Source organism: Priestia sp. SIMBA_032, from assembly GCF_046535215.1.
GTDB lineage: Bacteria > Bacillota > Bacilli > Bacillales > Bacillaceae_H > Priestia > Priestia aryabhattai.
Genome location: NZ_JAWRXD010001496.1, coordinates 1 through 239 on the forward strand (window position 1 = coordinate 1; position 239 = coordinate 239).

Genomic DNA, 239 nt, shown 5'->3' on the forward strand with positions numbered 1-239 from the left:
GTCGTCGTCGGACTGGTTCCTAGGCGGACTCACCGCCTATGCAACATCAGTAAAGCGTTCGGTCCTGGGCGTCACCGCCGAGGCCGTGGTGTCGGAGGAATCAGCCGCGCAAATGGCCGAGGGCACGGCCAAACTGCTGGGCGCCGACCTGGCCCTGGCCATCACCGGATCCGGCGGCCCGGAACCCCAGGACGGGCAGGAACCCGGCACTGTATTTATCGGCGTCACGGCCCCGGGCC

Annotated in this window: 1 protein-coding gene; it reads left to right on the forward strand. The window is 68.2% G+C overall.

Annotation, left to right across the window (positions count from 1 at the left end; translation table 11 throughout):
- A partial coding sequence (locus SB717_RS39285) for a CinA family protein (protein ID WP_410908721.1) occupies positions 1–239 on the forward strand: 239 nt, incomplete at both ends.